The sequence below is a fragment of the Pseudomonas sp. Pseusp21 genome, assembly GCF_059492145.1.
On sequence record NZ_CP168520.1, the window covers coordinates 6,123,232 to 6,144,521 of the forward strand.

Here is a 21,290-nt window from a genome sequence, read left to right on the forward strand (position 1 = left end):
TATCGCGCCCCTCGGCATTTCCTGACAACAATAAAAAATCAGGGCCCTGTCATGAAAAGAATATTCGGCAAACTTTACGTACAAGTCCTTGTCGCCGTGATTCTCGGCGCACTCATCGGCGTGCTGGTGCCCGAGACCGGCACCGCGCTCAAACCCTTGGGCGACGCCTTCATCAAACTGATCAAAATGCTGCTGGCACCGGTGATTTTTCTCACGGTGGTGACCGGTATCGCCCGCATGGAAAACATGAAGGAGCTGGGTCGGGTCGGCTTTCGTGCTTTGATTTATTTCGAGGTGGTGTCGACGCTGGCGCTGGTCATCGGGCTGATCGTGGTGGACGTGTTCAAGCCTGGCGCGGGCATGAATGTCGATGTCGCCAGTCTCGACACCAGCAGCCTGGCGACGTACACCACAGCGGCCAAACATGCGTCGTTCATGGATTTTGTGATGGGCATCATCCCCGACACGATCGTCGATGCATTTGCCAAGGGCAATGTTTTGCAAATCCTGTTGTTTTCGATCCTGCTGGGCATCGCCCTGGCCCATGTCGGGCCGCGTGGCAAGGTGTTTGTCGATGCGCTTGAGAGTCTGATGCAGGGCATGTTTCGAATCGTCAACATGGTCATGCGTCTGGCGCCGATTGGTGCGTTCGGCGCCATTGCCTTCACCATTGGCAAGTACGGTTTCAGTTCGCTGTTTTCGCTGGGAAAACTGATGGCCTGCGTTTACCTGACCTGTGCGGTGTTCGTGATTTTTGTGCTCGGCCCGATCTGCCGTTACAGCGGTTTCAGCTTGTGGAAATTCCTCAGGTTCATCAAGGAAGAGCTGTTTACGGTACTCGGCACCAGCTCCTCGGAGTCGGTGCTGCCGCAGATGATCTCGAAGATGGAAAAGGCCGGCGTATCGAAACCGGTGGCCGGGATGATCATCCCCTCGGGGCTGACTTTCAACCCGGACGGCCAGGCCATCTACTACACCATCGCGGCGATCTTCATCGCTCAGGCGACGAACACACCGCTGACGCTGACCGACCAATTGATTGTGCTGGCGGTGTTGATGTTCACCTCCAAGGGCTCGGCGGGGGTAACCGGTTCAGGGTTCATCATACTGGCCGCGACATTGGCCTCGCTCGGCACGATTCCGGTGGCAGGCATGGTGCTGTTGCTCGGGGTCGATCGCTTCATGTCGGAGGCTCGGGCAATCACCAACACCATCGGTAATGGCGTGGGCACCATGGCCATCGCCAAATGGGTCGGGGCGCTCGATAGCGAAAAAATGCACAGGGCGCTCAATGGCGAGGCCGAGGAACGGAGTGCGCAGGTGCCGGAAGCCGAGATCACTCTCCACGCCAGCGAATCTCTGCGCCCAGGCCTTGAGCGCGTGGCCGCCAGGTAGACGAATCGGATACAGCAACCGCAGGTGCCATGCCGTCTCAGGCACAAAAACGCCCGGCTCACGCCGGGCGTTTTTCATTCGGTTTCAGATCATCTCAGGCAACGCATCCAGAACCTTGTCCAGAGTAATCGGATACTCCCGCACCCGTGCACCGGTGGCGTTATAGATCGCATTCGCCACCGCCGCACTCACGCCGCAGATCCCCAGTTCACCGACCCCCTTGGCTTTCATCGGCGAGGAAATGGGGTCGGTTTCATCGAGGAAAATCACCTCCTGATGCGGGATGTCGGCATGCACCGGCACTTCGTAGCCCGCCAGGTCATGGTTGACGAAAAAGCCCTGGCGCTTGTCCACCGCGAGTTCTTCCATCAATGCTGCGCCGACGCCCATGGTCATCGCGCCGATCACCTGGCTGCGGGCCGATTTCGGATTGAGAATCCGCCCGGCGGCGCAGACCGCGAGCATGCGCCGCACGCGGACTTCGCCGGTGGCGGCATCGACGGCGACTTCGACGAAGTGCGCGCCGAAGGTCGATTGCTGGTACTGCTTGGCGAGGTCGGCGAATTCGATGCTGTCCTCGACTTCGATCGGGGCGTGTTGCGCGGCGTCACGCAACGGCACGTTCTGGTTGCCCAGCCGCACGTGGCCGTCGACAAACTGCGCTTCACCCGCGTTCATGCCCAGTTTGGTCGCGACCGCTTCGCGCAGCTTCATGCACGCCGCGTAAACCCCGGCGGTCGAGCAATTGGCGCCGAACTGGCCGCCGGAGCCGGCCGACACCGGGAAATTCGAATCGCCGAGTCGCACCACCACATCGTCCAGGCTGACTCCCATCATTTCCGCTGCAGTCTGACCAATGATCGTATAGCTGCCGGTGCCAATGTCGGTCATGTCGGTTTCAACGCTGATCTTGCCGTCGCGCTCCAGTCGTACCCGTGCGCCGGACTTCACCAGCAGGTTGTTGCGAATCGCTGCCGCAACGCCCATGCCGATCAGCCAGCGACCTTCGCGACGGGTGCCGGGCGTCGCATTGCGCTTATCCCAGCCAAAACGCTCGGCGCCGGTTTGCAGGCATTCGATCAGACGCCGCTGGGAGAACGGCCGCTCGGTTTTCACCGGATCGACCTGGGTGTCGTTGAGGATGCGGAACTGGATCGGATCGAGTTTGAGTTGTTCTGCCATCTCGTCCATGGCGATCTCCAGCGCCATCAGCCCCGGCGTTTCACCCGGTGCGCGCATGGCGTTGCCTTCCGGCAGATCGAGCGGCGCAAGGCGCATGGTCACCAGGCGATTTTCTGCGGCGTAGAGCAACTGACTCGGCTGCGCCGCGACTTCGACCTTGCCGTCGGCGAGGTTGCCCGACCAGCCTTCATGGGCGATGGCGGTGAGTTTGCCGTCCGCCGTGGCGCCCATGCGAATGCGTTGAATGGTGGCGGGTCGGTGGGTGGTGTTGTTGGCGATCTGCGGACGGGCGAGGGCGACCTTCACGGGTCGGTTCGCCAGCCGTGCGCCGAGGGCGGCGAGGATCGCGTCGGCACGAATGAACAGCTTGCCGCCGAAACCACCACCAATGTACGGCGAGATCAGCCGCACGTTTTCCTTGGGCAGGCCTAGGGTGGCGGCGATGTCGCCGACGCTCCAGGCGATCATCTGGTTGGAGGTCCAGAGCGTCACGTGATCGCCTTTCCAGGCGGCGAGGGTCGCGTGGGGCTCCATCATCGCGTGGGACTGATCCGGCGTAGTGTAGGTCTGGTCGAACTGCACGGGCGCGGCGGCGAAGGCGCTGGCGAAATCGCCGTGCTTGACGTCCGGCAGATCGTCTTTCGGCTCCACGCCCTGATCGCGCACGCTGGCCAGATCAAATTGACCTTTGTCGGCCGCGTACTCGACGTTGACCAACTGCGCGGCAGCCCGCGCCTGTTCGAAGGTTTCGGCGACCACCAGCGCTACTGCCTGGTGATAGTGCTGCACTTGCGGCCCGGCCAGCAGGTGCGCGGCGTTGTATTGGCCTTTGCCGAGCTTGCCGGCATTGGCGGCGGTGACGATGGTCAGCACGCCCGGCGCGGCGCGGGCGGCCTCCAGATCGATGCGGGTGATGCGACCTTTGGCAATGGCCGAACCGACCACTACGCCGTAGGCCTGATTCTTCACGGCCTCATGTTGCTCGTAGGCGTAAGGCGCCTGGCCGCTGGTCTTCAGCGGGCCTTCGATGCGGTCGGTGGGTTTGCCGATGACGTTCAACTGATCAATCGGGTTGGTCGTGGCGGGCGTGTCGAATTTCATGCTTCGTCCCTCGCTTGGGCCAGCACCGAGGCAATCGTGCGCTCGACCAATGTCACTTTGAACTGGTTGTCAGAAGTAGGCGTGGCGCCGTCGAGCAGGCGCGCACTGACTGCTTTCGCGCCTTGCGGCAGCAGAGCTTCCGCCGCTTCGACTCGCCAGGGTTTCGGCGCGATGCCGCCGACCGCGATGCGGCCGCTGCCATCCTTCTGAAGAATCAGTCCGACGGACACCAGCGCGAAGGCGTACGACGAGCGGTCGCGCACCTTGTGATAGACATGGGTGCCGCCCGCTGGCGCGGGCAGGGTGACGGCGGTAATCAGCTCGCCCGGCATCAGACTGGTTTCGACATTCGGTGTGGTGCCGGGCAGCTGGTGGAAGTCCGCGATGGCGATGCGCCGCGTGCTGCCGTCGGCCTTGATCGTTTCGACCTGGGCATCCAGCGCCCGCATCGCAATCGCCATGTCACTCGGATGGGTCGCAATGCAGGCGTCGCTGACGCCGATAATGCCGAGTTGTCGACTGACCCCGCCAATCGCCGCGCAACCGCTGCCGGGATTGCGTTTATTGCAGGCTTGATTGGTGTCGTAGAAATACGGGCAGCGCGTGCGCTGGAGCAGATTGCCGGCGGTAGTCGCCATGTTGCGCAACTGGCCCGATGCGCCGGCGAGCAAGGCGCGGGACAGCAGCGCGTAGTCTTTCCGGACGCGGCTGTCGGCGGCCAGATCGGTATTGCGCACCAGTGCGCCGATGCGCAAGCCGCCGTCGTCGGTGGCTTCGATCCGGTCGAGGCCCAGGTGATTGACGTCAATCAGCTGCTGCGGCGTTTCGATGTCGAGTTTCATCAAGTCCAGCAGGTTGGTGCCGCCGGCGATGAAACGCGCACCTTCGATTTTCGCCGCTTGAGCGGCGGCTGCGGCAGGGGAGTCGGCGCGGCTGTAATTGAACGCTCTCATGCTGGCACCTCCGCGACTTCGCTGATGGCTTCGATGATGTTCGAGTAGGCGCCGCACCGGCAGATGTTGCCGCTCATGCGTTCCTGCAATTCGCTGGCGATCAGTTGCGGCGCTTCGGTGAGGCTGGCGCTGGCGTGGCTGGGGATGCCGTCACGGATTTCCTGAAGCACGGCGACCGCCGAGCAGATCTGCCCCGGCGTGCAGTAGCCGCACTGGTAACCGTCATGCTTGATGAACGCGGCCTGCATCGGGTGCAGGTGGTCCGGCATGCCGAGGCCTTCGATGGTGGTGACTTTGGCGCCGTCCTGCATTACCGCCAGGGTCAGGCAGGAATTGATTCGCCGGCCATCGACGATCACCGTGCAGGCGCCGCACTGGCCGTGGTCGCAGCCCTTTTTGCTGCCGGTCAGGTGCAGGTGTTCGCGCAGGGCGTCGAGCAGGGTGGTGCGAGTATCAACCTCCAGCGCCTGTGGCTTGCCGTTGACTTCGATGGTTACTTTGGCCATGGCCGGTTGCTCCAGGCTGGCCGCGTAGGCCTTGAGGTTGATGAAAGGGGGCATCGCGAACGCGGTTGCGGTCACGGCACCGAGAATCAGGAAACGGCGTCGGGAGATCGCCATTGGCGGATGGTCGTTCATTGGCTTGGCTTCCTCTATCAGGTCGGCAGGGTGTGAAAGACCCGCACGGGTACGCTGGCGTGGTTGCCAGTCTCGCTCTGTTCTAGGAGTGACCACGCTGGAGAGGAAAAGGTTTTCTTTGATTTGCGCATGGCCTCATGCGCGCGGTTCATGAATCGACAGAATGAACGCGGGTGCCTTGGCTGTGAGTCAGATCGCTCTCACAACCGAGGCACCCGCGATTCTCAATGTGCGCCGACCACCATGGACGTAAACGGCGCCACATATGCCTGCAACGTCACCAGGCCGCCGACCAGGATTGCCAGCACGATGGAATGGAAGAACACGTAACGCAGGATTTCCCCTTCATGGCCGTACCAGCGTGTCGCCGTCGAGGCGACCACGATCGACTGCGCGTCGACCATTTTGCCCATCACTCCGCCGGAGCTGTTGGCCGCCGCCATCAGGACCGGGCTGATGCCCAGCTGTTCCGACGTCACCCGTTGCAAGCCGCCAAACAGCACGTTGGACGCGGTATCCGACCCGGTCAGTGCTACGCCAAGCCAGCCGAGCAAGGTGCCGAACATCGGGTAGAAAATCCCCGTGGCAGCGAATGCCAGGCCCATGGTCGCGTCCAGCCCCGAGTAGCGGGTCAGGAATCCCAGCGCCAGCATCGCGGCAATTGTGATCAGCGAAAAGCGCACCACCCACAGTGTGCGAAGGTACTGTTTGATCAGTTGGGGGATCGAGTAGCCCATCAGCAATCCACCGACAATCGCCGCGAGCAGGATGCCGCTGCCGGTGGCAGTGAACCATGTGAACTTGTACACCGCCTCTTCAGCTTTCGGCGCGGCGACCACCGGCGGGACTTTTTCGATCTGCAGATGCAGGGAGCTGAAAGTCACGGCCGGGGCGAACACCGGATTGGCCTCGCGCAGCGGTTTGCCCTGCGGATCGAGCCTGGCCGATTGGCTGACGGGATCAATCGCCGGACGGGTGTCGAACATGTTCTTGAAACCCTGGGTGCCCCAGGCAAACACGAACACCGTGAGGATGATCCACGGCATCCACGCGCGCATCACTGCCGGGCGCGCCTGATCGCTGAATGCGGCGCTGGCCGTGACCTTTTCTTCTTCGACCTTCGAGTCGTCATGCCGCCCCGACAGCGCGGCCGAGGTGTGGACGGTTGCCGGTTTCCACACCTTGAGGAACAACGTCAGGCACGCCATGGAAATCAGCGCGGCGATCACGTCCACCAGCATCGGCCCGTGGTAGTTCGAAACCAGAAACTGCGGGATGGCGAAACTGACGCCCGCCACCAGAATCGCCGGCCATACCTCCAGCATCTTGCGCCACCCGGCGAAGGCCCAGATCAGCCAGAACGGCACCAGCACCGAAAAGAACGGCAGCTGCCGTCCCACCATCATCGAGAGCTCCATCTCATCCAGCCCGGTGACCTTGGCCAGCGTAATGATCGGCGTGCCCAGTGCGCCGAAGGCCACCGGCGCGGTGTTGGCGATCAGCGCCAGACCGGACGCTGCCAGTGGCGAAAAACCAAGACCGATCAGAATGGCGCCGGTGACCGCCACCGGCGTGCCGAATCCGGCGGCACCTTCAAAGAAGGCGCCAAAACAGAAGGCGATCAGCAGCAATTGCAGGCGCCGGTCGTCGGTGATGCGGGCTAGCGAATCCTGCAACACCTTGAACGAGCCGTTCTCGGTGGTCAGGCGATGCAGAAAAATGATGTTGAGCACGATCCAGCCAATCGGCAGCAGCCCGTTGGCCGCACCGAACAGCGCCGCCGAACCGGCCATGTTGGCGGGCATGCCGAAGGCGAAGATCGAGATCAGCAGCGCCGAGGCCAGCGCCAGCAGTGCGGCCAGATGCGCCTTCACATGAAAGAAGGCCAGCGCCGCCAGCATCACCACCACTGGAACGGCGGCCATGATCGTGGAAATCACCGGATTGCCGAACGGGTCATAGACTTGTTGCCAGACCATGTCGCACCTCTACTTGTTGTTTTTGAGGGGCAGATCCTTTGCGCGTTGCAAGCAGTATAGGTGGCATTTGGCCGCCGCTCGGGCGAGGCGGGCGAGGCGATCAACGGTCATCGGCTGTCGGTGAATCATCGTCGTTTTCCCCGGTCGTATCTGCGGCAGCGCACACCGCGCCTCTTCGGTGCGGGCAGCGCTGCCGTTTCCGTCGTCAAGACCTTGGTTTTAGGGAAATTCTGAATGATGCGTGCAACAAGCCTGCTGCTGACTGTTTCCGCCGCCGTATTGCTGGGCGGCTGTGTGGCGGATTTCGATGATGACCATCGCCATGGCCGGCATTACGACCGCGACCATGGCCGTTACTACGATCATGACCGGCGCTGGGACGACCGCGATGACGACCGCCGCGACGGGCGTCGTTATTACCGCGACCGGGATGATGACTGACTGAAACGAAGAGGGCGTTCCCCGACGGGAACGCCCTCTGGCATTAAAAATGAGCGCTCGCCCGGACGCTGGATCGCGCAGGCACTGAGGCCTCGATGTCCAGCAAATGGGTGGCGAGAATGTCGCTCAGAAACCGGAACTGATCGTTGAGGCCGACCACTTCATTGCTGAAATGATTGCTCGCGGCGGGCATCAACAGATCTTCGAAGGCTTCGTCGAACACCAGCGCCTGGGTCTTGCGCGACACGGCGTGCTGATCGTAGTAGTTGCTGCCGAAGACCGGGAAACTCACGGCGAGGGTGACGGTATTGATCATGATGTGAACTCCTCGTGCTGTGTGTTTCGGATGGGCTAATCGTGCCTTTGGCGAGCAACATGCGGAAGGCAATCGTCGCGATGGTGAATATCGACGGCATTGATGGTTGGACCGGAGCGGCCCTGACCAGCGGATAAACGGCGCACCGCACGCACCTATACTCATGTCATCTCCCCCGGATTCTTCAGGTCTTGCGACCAAAGATCAGATAAGGACCGCCACCGTGAACCTGCGTGCGCTGCTCGTCGCCGCACTGGTGTTGCTGGCCGGCTGCGCCACCACGGCGCGGGCCCCGGTGACCGCGCCGGCGGTGGTGGTTTCGCCGGCGACCTGGCAGCAGATCGACCGGGAAATCGTCAGCGCCTCGAAACAGGCCACCGAGCAGGTCAAGGTGTTCGCCCGTGGCTCGATGGAACATTGGCGCATTCGGGTCTATGAGCAAACTGAAGAAAATTTCATCCCGTGGTTCAGCAGTTACTGGACCCAGGAATGGCTGTCGATGAAGGTCAGCTGGTACACGATCAGTGCCAGCGGCGAGCAGGATGCTTCGGCCAAACGTCTGGCGGCCTATCTGCTGGAGCAATATCAGGAACGCGTGCTGGCGCCGGTGGCGGTGGAGATCGACCCGGACGCGATCCTCGGCCAGTCCACCGCGTTCTACGCGCAACTGATGGCGCAGCAGATGCCAGTCATTGCCCAGCGCCACGGCGTGCCCATCGCCCAGCTCAACGGACGATTGCAGAAAATCCCTGCCATCGCCCTTGGCCCGCCGCCGGCGAGGGATGCTTCGCTGTATCAGGTTGTCAGCACTGAACCGTTGAACACGCTGCCGGCCTACGCGGCGCTGATCGACAAGATCCACACCGACGGCGGCTCCAAAGGCGTGGCTTCGACCGAATCGGCCATGGCGCCGGTGGCCAAGCGCGCCAGTCAGCGCATGGAGGCGGAAATGGCCCCGCGCGGCGCGGCCAGTGCGGTGGCGGCAGCGGCAGGCAAACTGGCCGGGGCGCTGATTTCGGTCGGGGTGGCGGGCGTGCGCGCAATCATTCAGGCCAACGACCGCCCGGACAGCGAAGCGCTGATCCGCAGCAGCCTGGGCAACACCTTCGACAAGGCCTGGCTGAAACTGGTGCAAAACCCGACCACCGGCGTGATGGCCGGCACGCTGCACATGGCGGCGCAGGTCGAGGGCAATCTGGGCGGGCGAGATGAACCGTCGGTCGGGTTGGGCGTCAACCGTGTCGAATGGCGGCCGCCCGAGTCGACTACTCAGCAGATCGAACCCACCCTGCAAGGAGAATGATCATGGCTTACATCGATGTTTTCGTGGCTCCCGTGCCGAATGCCAACCGCGAACAGTACAAAAAACACTGCGAAATCGCCGCGAAGCTGTTCAAGGAATACGGCGCGCTGGAGGTGATTCAGGGCTGGGGCGATGACGTGCCGGACGGCAAGGTCACCTCATTCCCGATGGCCGTAAAACTCAAGGAAGGCGAAGTCGTATCGGCCGGTTGGCTGGTCTGGCCGGACAAGGCCACCCGCGACAGCGGCATGGCGAAAATGATGGAAGACCCGCGCATGCAGCCAGACGTCAATCCGATGCCGTTCGATGGGCAGCGGATGATCTTCGGTGGCTTCAAGGACATTCTCGAACCTTGATGTCGCGCTGCCGGGTCACTCCGCCGACGGGGTGATCCGGCAGCCTTTGCGGTTGCGGATCTGCTCGTCCGTCGGCCGCTCGCGGACGAATTCGAAACGCGGCTCACCTTCGCTGTAATGCACCAGCCAGCCCCATTCCAGTTCGCTCTCATCCTGCCCGGGATTCGGCGGTCGGGCCCACCAGGGTTCTTTGCTGAGGATCTCGCGCATGACGTCCTCCGGTTGATGGCAATCGTTGAACTATAAACCCCATGCCGGGAGTCGCCAGAAACGGGCGTGTAGAATCCAGGGATCTCGACGAACGAAGGAGCGTGGCCATGACGGACGAAACGCGCGGGGATCAACCATTCAAGCGGCTGTTCTTCGCCCTGGACTGCCCGCCGGCGCAGCGCAAGGCGATTGCCCAGTGGCGCAGCGAACTGGGGTTGCGCACCGGCAAACCGGTGCCGGCGGACAACTTTCACCTGACGCTGCTGTTTCTCGGCGCGGTGCCGTTGGCGCAGATTGGCGAAGTCTGTGAGGCGGCGGCGAAGGTGCGCACGCCGGGCGAGGCGCTGAGGATTTCACTGGATCGGTTGCAGGTCTGGCGTCGTGCCGGGGTATTGTCGCTGGCGCCGGAGCAGGCGCCGCAGGCATTGCTGCGACTGGTGTATGCGCTGGAGCAGGCAATGTTGCCGTTCGGGTTTGAAGAGGCGACGCGGGAGTATCGTCCGCACCTGACGCTGGCCCGGGACTATCGCGCGCCGGAACCGGAATCCGCCACGTCGCCGGAGTTTTTCCTGCGCGCTGAACGCTTTGCGCTGTTCGAATCCCACAAGGGCCGTTATTGCTCGCTGGCCGACTGGCCACTGATCTGAGCCGACAAAAAAAGGCGCCCGAGGGCGCCTGAATTCACCTGAACCGAGGAGAGCCAGGTGAGGCCGTTCAGAGCAGGGGGCAGCGGTGGTAAGGCGCTGCATGAACGGAAACTTTCTAGACTGATCGCTGACTGTCTGATCGTTCCCACGCTCCGCGTGGGAATGCAGCCCGGGACGCTCCGCGTCCCTTCCGGAGCTGGAACGCGGAGCGTCCCTTGAGGCATTCCCACGCAGAGCGTGGGAACGATCATCGGTGGTGCCATTACTTGCCGAGTTTCACGCGGGTCCAGCCCCGGGTCATGATCCGCTGGGTGGCAATCGGCTGATCCGGCACCGCATACAACGTGGCCATCACCGCTTGCGGCGGGTACGAGCCCGGGTCGTTGCGGATCGCTTCGTCCACCAGCGGCGTCGCGGCTTCGTTGGCGTTGCTGTAGCCGATGCTGTTGGTGACTTCGGCGATGATGTCCGGGCGCATCAGGAAGTTCATGAACAGGTAGGCGTTCTCGACGTTGGCGGCATCGCGCGGGATGGCGACCATGTCATAGAAACTGCCGGCGCCTTCCTTGGGAATGCTGTAGTCGATCTCGACCTTGTTGCCCGATTCCACCGCGCGGGCCTTGGCCTGCAGCACGTCACCCGAGTAGCCGACGGCCACGCAGATGTTGCCGTTGGCCAGATCGGAGATGTACTTCGACGAATGGAAATACGCCACCGACGGCCGGATTTTCATGAACAGCGCTTCGGCTTCGGCGATGTGCTTCACGTCCTTGTCGTTCACCGGATAGCCCAGGTAGTGCAGGGCAGCCGGGAGCATTTCGGTTGGCGAGTCGAGGAAACTGACGCCGCAGGCCTTCAGCTTCTCGGCGTTCTCCGGTTTGAACAGCAGGTCCCAGGAGTTGGTCGGCGCGTTCTTGCCGAGCACTTCGCGGACCTTGTCCGGGTTGAAGCCGATGCCGATCGAGCCCCACATGTACGGGAACGCGTGGGCGTTGTCCGGATCACTGGCGGAGGCGTTTTTCAGCAGCACCGGGTTGAGGTTTTTCCAGTTTGGCAGCTTCGATTTATCCAGAGTCTGGTAGACCCCGGCCTTGATCTGCTTGGCCAGGAAACTGTTGGACGGCACCACGATGTCGTAGCCGGATTTGCCCGCGAGCAGACGTGCCTCAAGGGTTTCGTTGCTGTCGAACACATCGTAGGTCACGCGGATGCCGGTCTCGTCCTCGAACTTCTTGACGGTGTCCGGGGCGATGTAATCCGACCAGTTGTAAACGCGCAGCACCTTGTCGTTGGCCTGGGCGCCCGTGGCGATTGCGCCCAATAAGGACAGTGTCAGCAGAGTCCTGCCAAACATTTTCATCGGTGAAACTCCATTCTTTTTATTCAAAAGCTTTTAAGCCAAAGCGCAAAGCCGTAAAACGCGACGGCCCTAGGCCGTCGCTGCCACTCGTTGAGGTTGCTGCCACGATTCGTTGGCGGTCTGATCCATGGCTTCCTGAATCGCCCGCTTGCGGTTGGCTTCTGCCTTGCGGCCGAAGTACCAGACCAGGAAGGTCACCAGCGACACCGCCAGCAGAATCAGGCTGGCCACGGCGTTGATCTCGGGCTTAACGCCCAGACGCACGGCCGAGAAGACTTCCATCGGCAGGGTCGTCGAACCCGGGCCCGAGACGAAGCTCGCCAACACCAGATCGTCCAGCGACAGGGCGAACGACATCATGCCGCCCGCCGCCAGCGACGGCGCGATCATCGGGATGGTGATCAGGAAAAATACCTTGAACGGTTTCGCGCCCAGATCCATCGCCGCTTCTTCGATCGACAGGTCCAGCTCGCGCAAGCGGGCGGAGACTACCACCGCCACATAAGCGGCACAAAACGTGGTGTGGGCGATCCAGATGGTGACGATGCCACGCTCCCGCGGCCAGCCGATCAGTTGCGCCATCGCCACGAACAGCAGCAACAGCGACAGACCGGTGATCACCTCAGGCATCACCAGCGGCGCGGTGACCAGACCACCGAACAGCGTACGACCCTTGAAGCGCGTTACGCGGGTCAGCACGAAAGCGGCGAGGGTGCCCAACGCTACGGCGGCAATCGCGGTGTAGCAGGCGATTTCCAGCGAGCGCACTACCGAGCCCATCAGTTGGGTGTTGTCGAGCAAACCGACATACCACTTCACCGACCAGCCACCCCAGACCGTCACCAGTTTCGAGGCGTTGAACGAGTAGATCACCAGAATCAGCATCGGCAGATAAATGAACGTCAGGCCGAAGATCAACATGAACTTTGCAAAACCGAAGCGTTTCATCCCCGTGCCTCCATCTCTTTGGCCTGGCTGCGGTTGAACAGCAGAATCGGCACAATCAGGATCAACAGCATCACCACCGCCAGCGCGGACGCCACCGGCCAGTCGCGGTTATTGAAGAACTCTTGCCACAGCACGCGACCGATCATCAGGGTCTCCGGGCCGCCCAGCAGTTCCGGGATCACGAACTCGCCCACCACCGGAATGAACACCAGCATGCAACCGGCGATGATGCCGTTCTTGGCCAGCGGCACGGTGATTTTCCAGAAGTTGTTGAAGTTGCTCGAACCCAGATCCTGCGCGGCTTCCAGCAGGCTGCCGTCATGCTTCACCAGGTTGGCGTAGAGCGGCAGCACCATGAACGGCAGGTACGCATAGACCACGCCGATATACACCGCCGTGTTGGTGTTGAGGATCTCGATCGGGTGGTCGGTGAGCCCGGTCCACATCAGGAACGCGTTGAGCAGACCGTTGTTGCTGAGGATGCCCATCCACGCATACACGCGGATCAGGATCGCGGTCCAGGTCGGCATCATGATCAACAGCAGCAGGACGTTTTGCGTTTCCTTGCCGGTCTTGGTGATCGCGTAGGCCATCGGGAAACCGATCACCAGGCACATCAGCGTACTGAGCAGCGCCACCTTCAACGATCCGAGGTAGGCCGACAGGTACAGCTCGTCTTCGCCGAGCAGGGTGTAGTTGCCGATGTTCAGCAGCAGCTGGAATTTCTGTTCGGCGTAGGTGTAGATCTCCGAGTACGGCGGGATCGACAGCGCGGCTTCCGAGAAGCTGATCTTCATCACCAGGAAGAACGGCAGCATGAAGAACAGGAACAGCCAGATAAACGGGATGCCGATGACGAATTTTCGCCCGCTGGGCACCAGGCGCAGGAATTGCTGATTGAAGGTTCTCATGAGCGCAGTACCACGCCGCTGTCGTCTTCCCACCAGACGTAGACCTTGTCGTCCCAGGTCGGCCGCGCGCCACGGCGTTCGGCGTTGGCCATGAACGACTGGACGATCTTGCCGCTCGGCAATTCGACGTAGAACACCGAATGGCCGCCGAGGTAGGCGATGTCATGCACCTTGCCTTCGGACCAGTTGTAGCGGGTCTCGGGCTTGATCGTGCTGACGAGCATTTTTTCCGGACGGATCGCGTAGGTGATCGACTTGTCCTGCACCGAAGTGCTGACGCCATGACCGACGTAGATCTTTTGCTGCAAGTCCGGGCTGTGAATGATCGCGTGACCTTCAAGGTCCTCGACCACGGTGCCGTCGAAGGCGTTCACGTTGCCGATGAATTCGCAGACCATACGGCTGACCGGCGCTTCATAGATGTCGACCGGGCTGCCGATCTGGGCGATCCAGCCCAGGTGCATGATCGCGATGCGCTCGGCCATGGTCATGGCCTCTTCCTGGTCGTGGGTCACCATCACGCAGGTCACGCCGACGCGCTCGATGATTTCCACCAGTTCCAGCTGCATCTGCGAACGCAGCTTTTTATCCAGCGCGCCCATCGGTTCGTCGAGCAGCAACAGCTTCGGACGCTTGGCCAGCGAGCGGGCGAGGGCCACGCGCTGACGCTGGCCGCCGGACAGCTGATGCGGGCGGCGTTTGGCATATTGGGTCATGTGGACGAGGCGCAGCATTTCTTCGACGCGGGCGTCAATTTCGCTGGCCGGCAAACGGTCCTGCTTGAGGCCGAAGGCGATGTTCTGCGCAACAGTCATGTGCGGGAACAGGGCGTAGGACTGGAACATCATGTTGATCGGCCGCTCGTACGGCGGCATGTCGGTGATGTCGACACCGTCGAGCAGAATGCGTCCTTCAGTCGGCCGTTCGAAACCGGCGAGCATGCGCAGCAGGGTCGATTTGCCCGAGCCGGAGCCGCCGAGCAGGGCGAAGATTTCGCCCTGATGGATCTCCAGGGACACATCGTCCACCGCCGTGGTTTCGTCGAACTTCTTGGTGACTCGATCGACTTTCACCAGAACCTTTTTCGGTTGCTGATGACCTTCAAGAGCCTTCCTGTAAGTGCTGGAGGCGTTTGCCATGTGAAACTCCCAACAGGTTTCAGTCGCCGGGCCAACGCGGCCTGGCTTAAGAGTGGATTGCAGACCCGCACCGTGCGGGTTGTTCGGCGCCGCCGTCCTGGCTGCCGGGTGGTGCTTTTTGTTTTCGCGGTGTGTTGCTGATCGCGGATGACGGATGCGCAAGCGCGCAACCGCCGACCCCGCGGGGGCAGTAAATGGTTTTGCAATCGTTGGGTGGCGTCAGCGCTGGTTGCGTCGCGCCGCACGCTGGCGGCAAGCCTCGCCGAATGCCTGGAAAATCCGCAGGTAGTTCGGGTTGTCCAGCACCTGCCATTCCGGGTGCCATTGCACGCCGAGGGCGAAGGTCGGGCTGTGCTCCACCGAGACCGCCTCGATCAGGCCATCCGGCGCCACGGCTTCGGCGCGCAGGCCGGGCGCGAGGCGGTCGATGCCCTGACTGTGAATCGAGTTGACCTGGAATTCACCCGGCAGCTCCAGCGCTTCGAACACGCCACCCGGCAATACCTTCACGGCGTGGGCCGGGGCGTATTGCACGGCGACGTCCGGGCTGTCGGCTTCGCGGTGATCGAGCATGCCCGGCAGCTCATGCACCTTCTGGTGCAGGCTGCCGCCGAACGCCACGTTCATTTCCTGAAAGCCGCGGCAAATGCCGAGTACCGGAACGCCCGCCGCGATGGCTGCACGTAATAGAGGAAGGGTAGTGGCATCCCGCGCCGGATCGTGGTCCGTGCCGGGAGCGCTGTCCGGGCCCTGATAGTGGAAGGGTTCCACATTGGACGGCGAGCCGGTCAGCAACAGACCGTCGAGCTGACCCAGCAGGTCTTCGATTTCAGTCAGTTTGCCAAGGGAAGGAATGACGACGGGCAACCCCAGCGCCGCAACGCTGACAGCGCGAACGTACTTGTCGCCGCTGATGTGATAGGGGTGCAGGCCAATCTGTTTGACGCACGCAGTAACGCCGATCAATGGCTTGAATGCCATTTTTATTCACCTCGAAGTTTGACACTTGAACGAGCTTTTCCGGAGCTTAGCCTCGTTGATTTTAATTAACAACTCCCATGTAAAAAATTCTAAACGCCGTTCATCAAGTCTTCATCAAGACCGGGGCTCTGGCGCCTGCATTGGCACGAGAGTGTTAAAAAAAGCCCGAAAAATAAACGCTGGGCGGCTCTGTGTTCGCTATTGACTTCACTTTGCCGTTCGGGTTGACTGGCTCGGCGAAACAGCAGTGAACATAATAATTAACAGCTAAATAGGTGCATCATGTCGGTCCCTCTGCGTGCCGTTCAACTCAACGAAGCAAACGCATTCCTTAAGAAACATCCTGAGGTTTTGTACGTCGACCTTCTGATTGCAGACATGAACGGTGTGGTGCGCGGCAAGCGCATCGAGCGCACCAGTCTTCACAAGGTTTACGAGAAAGGCATCAACCTGCCGGCCTCGCTCTTTGCCCTCGACATCAATGGCTCCACGGTGGAAAGCACCGGCCTGGGCCTGGACATCGGCGACGCCGACCGCATCTGCTACCCGATCCCCGGCACCCTGAGCATCGAGCCCTGGCAGAAGCGTCCGACCGCGCAACTGCTGATGACCATGCACGAACTGGAAGGCGAGCCGTTCTTTGCCGACCCGCGTGAAGTGCTGGCCAACGTGGTGCGCAAGTTCGACGCACTGGGCCTGACCATCTGCGCCGCGTTCGAACTCGAGTTCTACCTGATCGACCAGGACAACGTGAACGGCCGTCCGCAATCGCCGCGTTCGCCGGTGTCGGGCAAGCGTCCGGTGTCGACCCAGGTCTACCTGATCGACGACCTCGACGAATACGTCGACTGCCTTCAGGACATTCTGGAAGGCGCGAAAGAGCAGGGCATTCCTGCCGACGCCATCGTCAAGGAAAGCGCCCCGGCGCAGTTCGAAGTCAACCTGCACCACGTGTCCGACCCGATCAAGGCCTGCGACTACGCCGTCCTGCTCAAGCGTCTGGTGAAGAACATCGCCTACGACCACGAGATGGACACCACCTTCATGGCCAAGCCGTATCCGGGCCAGGCGGGCAACGGTCTGCACGTACACATTTCGATTCTGGATAAAGAAGGCAACAACATCTTCGCCAGCGAGGATCCCGAGCAGAACGCCGCGCTACGCCACGCGATCGGCGGTGTGCTGGAGACCCTGCCTGCGCAAATGGCCTTCCTGTGCCCGAACGTCAACTCGTACCGCCGCTTTGGCGCGCAGTTCTACGTGCCGAACTCGCCGAGCTGGGGCATCGACAACCGTACCGTGGCTGTCCGTGTGCCGACCGGTTCGCCGGATGCCGTGCGCATCGAGCACCGTGTCGCCGGTGCCGACGCCAACCCGTACCTGCTCATGGCTTCGGTGCTGGCCGGTATCCACCACGGCCTGACCAACGAAATCGAGCCGGGCGCGCCGGTTGAAGGCAACAGCTACGAGCAGAACGAACAGAGCCTGCCGAACAACCTGCGCGACGCCCTGCGTGAGCTGGACGACAGCGAAGTCATGGCCCGCTACATCGACCCGATGTACATCGACGTGTTCGTCGCGTGCAAGGAAAGCGAGCTGGCCGAGTTCGAAAACTCGATCTCTGACCTTGAGTACAACTGGTATCTGCATACGGTGTGAGGCCTTTAAAAGCCCCTCACCCTAACCCTCCCGATACGTCGGACCGCCCGGAGGGAGAGGGCTAGGGTGAGGGCAGCCATCTCAAGCCGAACACACACACACCAGACACCCCCAAATTCCCCCGCGTCGAGCCACCACCATGACAACGACCCGCAACGACTGGGAACAACGCTTCCAGTCCCTGACCCTCGAATCCCGTGCCTTCATCAACGGCGAATACCGCCCGGCCATCAGCGGCGAAACCTTCGAATGCCTGAGCCCCGTCGACGGCCGTTTCCTGGCCTCCGTCGCCAGCACCGATGAAGCCGACGCCAACCTCGCCGTCGAAGCCGCGCGCCAATCCTTCAATTCTGGCGTGTGGGCGAACAAGGCCCCGGCCGAGCGCAAGCGCATCCTGATTCGCTTCGCCGATCTGATCCTGCAACACCAGGAAGAACTGGCGCTGCTCGAAACCCTCGACATGGGCAAACCGATCAGCGACTCGATGAGCATCGACATCCCGGCGACCGCCAACGCGATCCGCTGGAGCGCCGAAGCGATCGACAAGATTTACGACGAAGTCGCCGCCACCCCGCACGATCAACTCGGTCTGGTCACCCGCGAGCCGTCCGGCGTTGTTGCTGCGATCGTGCCGTGGAACTTCCCGCTGATCATGGCCAGCTGGAAATTCGCCCCGGCGCTGGCAGCGGGTAACTCGTTCATCCTCAAACCTTCGGAAAAATCCCCGCTGACCGCGATCCGCATCGCCCAACTGGCGCTGGATGCCGGTATTCCGAAAGGCGTGTTCAACGTCCTGCCAGGCTTCGGCCACACCGTCGGCAAGGCGCTGGCGTTGCACATGGACGTCGACGTGCTGGCCTTCACCGGCTCCACCGCGATTGCCAAACAACTGATGATTTATGCCGGTCAAAGCAACATGAAACGCGTCTGGCTCGAAGCCGGGGGCAAGAGCCCGAACGTGGTGTTTGCCGACGCACCGGACTTGCGCGCGGCAGCACAAGCGGCGGCCGGCGCCATTGCGTTCAACCAGGGCGAAGTCTGCACCGCCGGCTCGCGCCTGCTGGTGGAGCGTTCGATCCGCGAGCAATTCATCCCGCTGCTGGTGGAAGCGCTGCAAGCGTGGAAACCGGGGCACGCCCTGGATCCGGCGACCACCGTCGGCGCCGTGGTCGATCAGCGTCAACTGGACAACGTGCTGCGCTACATCAGCATCGGCCGCGAGCAGGGCGCCGAACTGATCGCCGGCGGCCGACGCACCCTCGAGGAAACCGGCGGCACTTACATCGAGCCGACGATTTTCGACGGCGTGACCAACGCCATGACCATCGCCAAGGAAGAAATCTTCGGCCCGGTGCTGTCGCTGATCACCTTCGACACCGTTGAAGAAGCACTGCACATCGCCAACGACAGCATCTTTGGCCTCGCTGCCGGGGTCTGGACCAGCAACCTGAGCAAGGCTCACACCTTCGCCCGTGGCCTGCGCGCCGGCAGCGTGTGGGTCAACCAGTACGACGGCGGTGACATGACCGCGCCGTTCGGTGGCTTCAAGCAGTCGGGCAACGGTCGCGACAAATCGCTGCACGCGTTCGACAAGTACACCGAGCTGAAAGCGACCTGGATCAAGCTCTAATTCTATTTACAACGGTGGACGCCGGTTTTTCCGGCGTCCCTCGGAGAACAATAATGAAACAACAACACGTCAACAGTTATTACGCCGCCACCCGCAACGAAGTCATCGACTTCCCGACGCTTGAAGAGTCGGTGGAGTGCGATGTCTGCATCATCGGCGCCGGCTACACCGGCCTTTCCTCGGCGCTGTTCCTGAGCGAAGCCGGCTACAAGGTGACGGTGCTGGAAGCGGCGAAAGTCGGCTATGGCGCCAGCGGTCGCAACGGCGGCCAACTGGTCAACTCCTACAGCCGCGACGTCGACGTGATCGAAGAGCGTTACGGCGACAAGACCGCCGAAATCCTCGGCAGCATGATCTTCGAAGGCGCCGACATCATTCGTTCGCGCATCAAGGAATACGACATCAAGTGCGACTACCGCCCGGGCGGCATCTTCGCAGCGATGAACAAGAAACAATTGAACGGCCTGGCCGAACAAAAACGCAGCTGGGAACGTTACGGCAATAAAAACCTGAAGATGCTCGACGCTGCGGACATCCGTCGCGAAGTCGGTTCCGACGCCTACGTCGGCGGTCTGCTGGACATGCAGGGCGGCCACATTCACCCGCTGAACCTGGCCCTCGGTGAAGCCGCGGCCATCGTGCGTCTGGGCGGCAAGATCTACGAGCAGTCCGCTGCCGTGGAAATCAAATACGGCGAGCCCAACGTCGTGCGCACCGCCAAAGGCCAGGTCCGCGCCAAGTACCTGCTGATCGCCGGCAACGCCTATCTGCCGCAAGGCCTCGACAATCGCGTGACGGCCAAGAGCATGCCGTGCGGCTCGCAGATCTGCGTCACCGAACCGTTGACCGAAAAACAGGCCCGCAGCCTGATCACCAACAACTACTGCGTCGAAGACTGCAACTACCTGCTCGACTACTACCGCCTCACCGCCGACAACCGTCTGCTCTACGGCGGCGGCGTGGTTTACGGCGCCCGTGAACCGGACGACATCGAAACCCTGATCCGCCCGAAGATCCTCAAGACCTTCCCGCAGCTCAAGGACGTGAAAATCGACTACCGCTGGACCGGCAACTTCCTGCTGACCATGTCACGCATGCCGCAATTCGGCCGCATCGAGAGAAACGCCTACTACATGCAGGGCTACAGCGGCCACGGCGTCACCTGCTCGCACCTGGCCGGCAAACTGATCTCGGAAATGATCCGCGGCGACGCCGAACGCTTCGACGCCTTCGCCTCCCTGCCACACATGCCGATGCTCGGCGGCCGCACCTTCTCCGCGCCACTGACCGCCCTCGGCGCCGTGTACTACTCGCTGCGCGACCGTTTCGGCATCTGATTAACCTCGCCGGTGGCGCCCCCAAAAAGGGCGCCGCCGGCTTTTTCATGTGCCGTCCATCGAACCTGCTGAGCAACACCAGCAAACGTGATTTAATAGCCGCCTTTCACGGTTCCGGGACACGGGAGCAACGTGATCCGCGCGACCTGCGCGGCACCCGCCACCCACCCCCATCGCCCTTAAGTCGTTCTCACATAAGGCTGTCATGGATACGGGTTCTCGACTCAAACTAGTACGCGAAAGCTACAAACTCTCCCAGCGCGAGCTGGCCCGGCGTAGCGGCGTGACCAATGCCACCATCTCCCTGATCGAACAGAATCGTGTCAGTCCTTCCGTCAGCTCACTGAAAAAGCTGCTCGAAGGCATCCCGATGTCCCTGGCCGACTTCTTCACCTTCGACCAGCCCCCCCGCGAACACCAATACGTCTTCCGCGCCAACGAACAACCCGACCTCGGCCGCCACGGCCTGCGCCTGCTGCTGATCGGCGCCTCGGTCCCAAGCCGCCAGATGCGCTTGCTGCGCGAGCAATACGCCCCGGGCGCGAGTTCCGGGGAAGAGCCGATTGTTCACGCGGAAGGCGAGGAGTGTGGGTTGGTGACCCGTGGCACCGTGGAGTTGACGGTGGATGGGCAGGTGAGCGTGTTGAGTGCGGGGGATGGGTATTATTTTCCGACGACGCTGCCGCATAAGTTTCGGAATATCGGGGCGGATGAGGCTGAGATTATTAGTGCGAATACGCCGGCGAATTTTTGAGTTCGGATTTTATCAGTCCGTAGTGCATGTATTAAGTACTCGAGAGAAAC

The 21,290-nt window shown here is 61.7% G+C and carries 21 protein-coding genes; 10 read left to right on the forward strand and 11 right to left on the reverse strand.

Features of this window, described 5'->3' with window-relative positions:
- Positions 1 to 51: 51 nt before the first annotated feature.
- On the forward strand, positions 52 to 1,395 hold the full coding sequence (locus ACEN93_RS27865) for a dicarboxylate/amino acid:cation symporter (protein ID WP_039770940.1): 1,344 nt from the start codon (positions 52 to 54) through the stop codon (positions 1,393 to 1,395).
- A gap of 84 nt (positions 1,396 to 1,479) precedes the next feature.
- Here ACEN93_RS27865 and paoC read toward each other — a convergent pair whose 3' ends face one another.
- From paoC to ACEN93_RS27885, 4 genes are all read right to left on the reverse strand, one after another.
- A complete protein-coding gene (gene paoC / locus ACEN93_RS27870; protein WP_495610781.1) occupies positions 1,480 to 3,678 on the reverse strand; it encodes an aldehyde oxidoreductase molybdenum-binding subunit PaoC in 2,199 nt (732 codons plus the stop codon).
- Complete coding sequence (locus tag ACEN93_RS27875; RefSeq protein ID WP_495610782.1) at positions 3,675 to 4,631, reverse strand: FAD binding domain-containing protein; 957 nt, start codon at positions 4,629 to 4,631, stop codon at positions 3,675 to 3,677. Before ACEN93_RS27875 ends, paoC begins: the two co-directional genes overlap by 4 nt.
- Positions 4,628 to 5,251, reverse strand: coding sequence for an aldehyde dehydrogenase iron-sulfur subunit PaoA (paoA, locus tag ACEN93_RS27880; protein ID WP_495611568.1), 624 nt, complete (start codon positions 5,249 to 5,251; stop codon positions 4,628 to 4,630). Before paoA ends, ACEN93_RS27875 begins: the two co-directional genes overlap by 4 nt.
- 242 nt (positions 5,252 to 5,493) lie before the next feature.
- Positions 5,494 to 7,248, reverse strand: a complete 1,755-nt coding sequence (locus tag ACEN93_RS27885; protein WP_064595387.1) for an L-lactate permease — start codon at positions 7,246 to 7,248, stop codon at positions 5,494 to 5,496.
- A gap of 60 nt (positions 7,249 to 7,308) precedes the next feature.
- On the opposite strand from ACEN93_RS27885, the gene ACEN93_RS27890 reads away from it, so the two are divergent.
- Both ACEN93_RS27890 and ACEN93_RS27895 read left to right on the forward strand, forming a co-directional pair.
- On the forward strand, positions 7,309 to 7,482 hold the full coding sequence (locus tag ACEN93_RS27890; RefSeq protein WP_160292525.1) for a hypothetical protein: 174 nt from the start codon (positions 7,309 to 7,311) through the stop codon (positions 7,480 to 7,482).
- Positions 7,483 to 7,689 carry a hypothetical protein gene (locus ACEN93_RS27895; protein WP_039770932.1) on the forward strand — a complete coding sequence of 69 codons (207 nt, stop codon included), beginning with the start codon at positions 7,483 to 7,485 and terminating at the stop codon, positions 7,687 to 7,689.
- Positions 7,690 to 7,732: 43 nt separating this feature from the next.
- Here the strand turns inward: ACEN93_RS27895 and ACEN93_RS27900 are convergent, their stop codons facing one another.
- Complete coding sequence (locus ACEN93_RS27900) at positions 7,733 to 8,005, reverse strand: hypothetical protein (RefSeq protein ID WP_039770930.1); 273 nt, start codon at positions 8,003 to 8,005, stop codon at positions 7,733 to 7,735.
- A 223-nt stretch (positions 8,006 to 8,228) separates the two neighbouring features.
- On the opposite strand from ACEN93_RS27900, the gene ACEN93_RS27905 reads away from it, so the two are divergent.
- Both ACEN93_RS27905 and ACEN93_RS27910 read left to right on the forward strand, forming a co-directional pair.
- The gene (locus ACEN93_RS27905) at positions 8,229 to 9,308 is read left to right on the forward strand and encodes a hypothetical protein (protein ID WP_085667822.1); all 1,080 of its coding nucleotides are present in this window, start codon (positions 8,229 to 8,231) and stop codon (positions 9,306 to 9,308) included.
- 2 nt (positions 9,309 to 9,310) lie between these two features.
- On the forward strand, positions 9,311 to 9,664 hold the full coding sequence (locus ACEN93_RS27910; protein ID WP_039770926.1) for a DUF1428 domain-containing protein: 354 nt from the start codon (positions 9,311 to 9,313) through the stop codon (positions 9,662 to 9,664).
- A 15-nt stretch (positions 9,665 to 9,679) separates the two neighbouring features.
- Here ACEN93_RS27910 and ACEN93_RS27915 read toward each other — a convergent pair whose 3' ends face one another.
- Complete coding sequence (locus ACEN93_RS27915) at positions 9,680 to 9,874, reverse strand: hypothetical protein (protein WP_007957125.1); 195 nt, start codon at positions 9,872 to 9,874, stop codon at positions 9,680 to 9,682.
- 107 nt (positions 9,875 to 9,981) lie between these two features.
- Between ACEN93_RS27915 and thpR the strand changes: the two genes are divergently transcribed.
- Complete coding sequence (gene thpR / locus ACEN93_RS27920; RefSeq protein ID WP_495610783.1) at positions 9,982 to 10,521, forward strand: RNA 2',3'-cyclic phosphodiesterase; 540 nt, start codon at positions 9,982 to 9,984, stop codon at positions 10,519 to 10,521.
- 262 nt (positions 10,522 to 10,783) lie between these two features.
- Here thpR and ACEN93_RS27925 read toward each other — a convergent pair whose 3' ends face one another.
- The 5 genes from ACEN93_RS27925 to ACEN93_RS27945 form a co-directional block, all read right to left on the reverse strand.
- A complete protein-coding gene (locus ACEN93_RS27925) occupies positions 10,784 to 11,881 on the reverse strand; it encodes a polyamine ABC transporter substrate-binding protein (protein ID WP_495610784.1) in 1,098 nt (365 codons plus the stop codon).
- 69 nt (positions 11,882 to 11,950) lie between these two features.
- Positions 11,951 to 12,829 (reverse strand): ABC transporter permease subunit, encoded by an 879-nt coding sequence (locus ACEN93_RS27930; protein WP_495610785.1) that lies wholly within the window; start codon positions 12,827 to 12,829, stop codon positions 11,951 to 11,953.
- Positions 12,826 to 13,740, reverse strand: coding sequence for an ABC transporter permease subunit (locus ACEN93_RS27935; protein WP_064595393.1), 915 nt, complete (start codon positions 13,738 to 13,740; stop codon positions 12,826 to 12,828). Before ACEN93_RS27935 ends, ACEN93_RS27930 begins: the two co-directional genes overlap by 4 nt.
- Positions 13,737 to 14,879, reverse strand: a complete 1,143-nt coding sequence (gene potA / locus ACEN93_RS27940; protein ID WP_007957110.1) for a polyamine ABC transporter ATP-binding protein — start codon at positions 14,877 to 14,879, stop codon at positions 13,737 to 13,739. The genes ACEN93_RS27935 and potA overlap by 4 nt, the downstream gene beginning before the upstream one ends.
- 219 nt (positions 14,880 to 15,098) lie before the next feature.
- Positions 15,099 to 15,860 (reverse strand): gamma-glutamyl-gamma-aminobutyrate hydrolase family protein, encoded by a 762-nt coding sequence (locus tag ACEN93_RS27945; protein WP_085613021.1) that lies wholly within the window; start codon positions 15,858 to 15,860, stop codon positions 15,099 to 15,101.
- 282 nt (positions 15,861 to 16,142) lie between these two features.
- Here ACEN93_RS27945 and ACEN93_RS27950 point away from each other — a divergent pair, with 282 nt between their 5' ends.
- The 4 genes from ACEN93_RS27950 to ACEN93_RS27965 all read left to right on the forward strand — a co-directional run bounded on the left by ACEN93_RS27950 (position 16,143) and on the right by ACEN93_RS27965 (position 21,240).
- The gene (locus ACEN93_RS27950) at positions 16,143 to 17,519 is read left to right on the forward strand and encodes a glutamine synthetase family protein (protein ID WP_011333558.1); all 1,377 of its coding nucleotides are present in this window, start codon (positions 16,143 to 16,145) and stop codon (positions 17,517 to 17,519) included.
- 139 nt (positions 17,520 to 17,658) lie between these two features.
- Positions 17,659 to 19,149, forward strand: coding sequence for an aldehyde dehydrogenase (locus ACEN93_RS27955; protein ID WP_064595397.1), 1,491 nt, complete (start codon positions 17,659 to 17,661; stop codon positions 19,147 to 19,149).
- Between the two features lie 53 nt (positions 19,150 to 19,202).
- Complete coding sequence (locus tag ACEN93_RS27960) at positions 19,203 to 20,486, forward strand: NAD(P)/FAD-dependent oxidoreductase (protein ID WP_103387428.1); 1,284 nt, start codon at positions 19,203 to 19,205, stop codon at positions 20,484 to 20,486.
- 205 nt (positions 20,487 to 20,691) lie between these two features.
- Positions 20,692 to 21,240: a cupin domain-containing protein gene (locus tag ACEN93_RS27965; RefSeq protein WP_011333561.1), complete on the forward strand. Its 549-nt coding sequence runs from the start codon at positions 20,692 to 20,694 to the stop codon at positions 21,238 to 21,240.
- Positions 21,241 to 21,290 lie beyond the last annotated feature (50 nt).

Coding starts and splice junctions, on each gene's coding strand:
- paoA (WP_495611568.1), bottom strand. CDS start 5,251: ATGGCGATCTCCCGACGCCGTTTCCTGATTCTCGGTGCCGTGACCGCA.
- ACEN93_RS27875 (WP_495610782.1), bottom strand. CDS start 4,631: ATGAGAGCGTTCAATTACAGCCGCGCCGACTCCCCTGCCGCAGCCGCC.
- ACEN93_RS27965 (WP_011333561.1), top strand. CDS start 20,692: ATGGATACGGGTTCTCGACTCAAACTAGTACGCGAAAGCTACAAACTC.
- ACEN93_RS27865 (WP_039770940.1), top strand. CDS start 52: ATGAAAAGAATATTCGGCAAACTTTACGTACAAGTCCTTGTCGCCGTG.
- ACEN93_RS27925 (WP_495610784.1), bottom strand. CDS start 11,881: ATGAAAATGTTTGGCAGGACTCTGCTGACACTGTCCTTATTGGGCGCA.
- ACEN93_RS27895 (WP_039770932.1), top strand. CDS start 7,483: ATGATGCGTGCAACAAGCCTGCTGCTGACTGTTTCCGCCGCCGTATTG.
- ACEN93_RS27960 (WP_103387428.1), top strand. CDS start 19,203: ATGAAACAACAACACGTCAACAGTTATTACGCCGCCACCCGCAACGAA.
- paoC (WP_495610781.1), bottom strand. CDS start 3,678: ATGAAATTCGACACGCCCGCCACGACCAACCCGATTGATCAGTTGAAC.
- ACEN93_RS27885 (WP_064595387.1), bottom strand. CDS start 7,248: ATGGTCTGGCAACAAGTCTATGACCCGTTCGGCAATCCGGTGATTTCC.
- thpR (WP_495610783.1), top strand. CDS start 9,982: ATGACGGACGAAACGCGCGGGGATCAACCATTCAAGCGGCTGTTCTTC.
- ACEN93_RS27930 (WP_495610785.1), bottom strand. CDS start 12,829: ATGAAACGCTTCGGTTTTGCAAAGTTCATGTTGATCTTCGGCCTGACG.
- ACEN93_RS27915 (WP_007957125.1), bottom strand. CDS start 9,874: ATGCGCGAGATCCTCAGCAAAGAACCCTGGTGGGCCCGACCGCCGAAT.
- ACEN93_RS27900 (WP_039770930.1), bottom strand. CDS start 8,005: ATGATCAATACCGTCACCCTCGCCGTGAGTTTCCCGGTCTTCGGCAGC.
- ACEN93_RS27945 (WP_085613021.1), bottom strand. CDS start 15,860: ATGGCATTCAAGCCATTGATCGGCGTTACTGCGTGCGTCAAACAGATT.
- ACEN93_RS27935 (WP_064595393.1), bottom strand. CDS start 13,740: ATGAGAACCTTCAATCAGCAATTCCTGCGCCTGGTGCCCAGCGGGCGA.
- potA (WP_007957110.1), bottom strand. CDS start 14,879: ATGGCAAACGCCTCCAGCACTTACAGGAAGGCTCTTGAAGGTCATCAG.
- ACEN93_RS27950 (WP_011333558.1), top strand. CDS start 16,143: ATGTCGGTCCCTCTGCGTGCCGTTCAACTCAACGAAGCAAACGCATTC.
- ACEN93_RS27955 (WP_064595397.1), top strand. CDS start 17,659: ATGACAACGACCCGCAACGACTGGGAACAACGCTTCCAGTCCCTGACC.
- ACEN93_RS27910 (WP_039770926.1), top strand. CDS start 9,311: ATGGCTTACATCGATGTTTTCGTGGCTCCCGTGCCGAATGCCAACCGC.